Source organism: Pseudomonas sp. R62 (genome assembly GCF_000257605.1).
Classification (GTDB): Bacteria; Pseudomonadota; Gammaproteobacteria; order Pseudomonadales; family Pseudomonadaceae; genus Aquipseudomonas; species Aquipseudomonas atacamensis.
Window position 1 is genome coordinate 1 of the sequence record NZ_AHZM01000840.1, and the last position, 1,795, is coordinate 1,795.

Below are 1,795 nucleotides of genomic sequence, written 5' to 3' on the forward strand. Positions count from 1 at the left end.
TGTAGCGCTCACCCTGCTTGATCGCCACCACTTGCGCCGTACCACTCTTGCCGGCGATGCGGTATTGCGCGCCCGCAGCGGCCGCTCGTGCGATGCCTCGAGCATCGTGCATGACCATCTGCATACCGTGGTTGACCTGCTCCCAATCCCGCGGATCTTTAAGCAGAATGTTCGGCATCGGGTGCTCGTCAACCGGCGCAACGCCGTCGACCGACTTGGCCAGGTGCGGCCGATTCCATATCCCTTTGTTGGCAATCAGTGCAGTGGCTTGGGCCAATTGCAGCGGGGTGACCTGCATGTAGCCCTGGCCGATGCCGAGAATAACTGTCTCGCCGGGATACCAGGCCTGTCGCCGTGTAGCGCGTTTCCACGCTTGCGACGGCATCAGACCGGGGGACTCTTCAAACATGTCCAGTGAGACTTTTTCACCAAGGCCGAACATCGCCATGTAGTCGTGCAGACGATCGATGCCAAGCTTGTGCGCCAGGTCGTAGAAGTAGGTGTCGTTGGAACGCATGATCGCCGCGTCCATGTCCACCCAACCGTCACCACTGTGGTTCCAGTTGCGATACTTGTGATCGAAGTCCGGTAATTGGTAATAGCCGGGATCGAATACGCGGGTCTGCGGAGTTACGACGCCTGCGTCCAGCCCTGCGATGGCGACTTCCGGTTTGATCGTCGAGCCTGGGGCGTACAGGCCACGCAATACGCGGTTGAACAATGGCCGATCGATGGAATCTCGCAGCGCTGAATATTCCTTCGAACTGATCCCGGTGACGAACAGATTCGGATCGAAACTCGGATTGCTGACCATCGCCAGCACTTCTCCAGTGGACGGGTCGAGAGCTACCACTGAACCACGACGGTCGCCCAAAGCGGCTTCGGCAGCTTCTTGCAGCTTGACATCGAGGCTCAGGACGATGTTCTTGCCTGGCACCGGATCGGTGTGCTTGAGTACCCGTAGCACACGGCCTTGAGCATTGGTTTCGACTTCTTCGTAACCGACATGGCCGTGCAACTGCGCTTCATAAAAACGCTCGATACCGGTTTTACCAATGGATTGCGTACCTCGATATTCCACGGAGTCGAGGGTTTTCGATTCTTTTTCATTGATCCGACCGACATAACCGATCGAATGGGCGAAATGTGCGCCTAGGGGATAGTGCCGGACAAACTGCGGCTCGACATCAATGCCCGGCAAGCGAAACTCGTTAACCGCCAGGACGGCAATCTGCTCTTCCGTCAGCTCATAAAACAGGGTGACCGGTGTGAACGGATGCCGGGATTGCTTCATCGCCTTGTCGAATACCGTGCGGTCTTCAGCAGGCAAGTGCAGCAAGTTGATGACTTCGTCCAATTCTTGATTGACGTCGGTGGCCCGCTCACGGGTGATGGTCAGGTTGTAGCTGGGGCGATTGTCGGCGAGCAACACACCGTTGCGGTCGTAGATCAATCCACGCGTTGGCGGTATCGGGAGGACATGGACGCGATTGTTTTCGGAGATGGTCGAGTGGTAGTCGAATTCCACGACCTGAAGGATGTACAGGCGCACCACCAGAGCGCAGCTGATGGCGAAGACAAACAGAGCGCAGGCGATCAATCGTTTGTTGACCAGCCGCGTCTCTTTTTCATGATCCTTGATCGGGATTGGTTCAGGCATTTCTACAGCAACTCTTTGACATAAATGAGTGCCGATCCGTGGGCAGGACATCAGTCCGTTAAAAAACGAGCTGCACCATACCAAAACTCGCCACCCACTTCAGGATGAATTTCCCCGGTGGCAGGCTGTAAGAAC

General features: G+C 56.4%; 1 protein-coding gene. It reads right to left on the reverse strand.

Features of this window, described 5'->3' with window-relative positions:
* On the reverse strand, nt 1–1,660 hold a 1,660-nt coding region (gene mrdA, locus OQK_RS00435; RefSeq protein WP_016770626.1), incomplete at its 3' end, for a penicillin-binding protein 2.
* Nucleotides 1,661–1,795 lie beyond the last annotated feature (135 nt).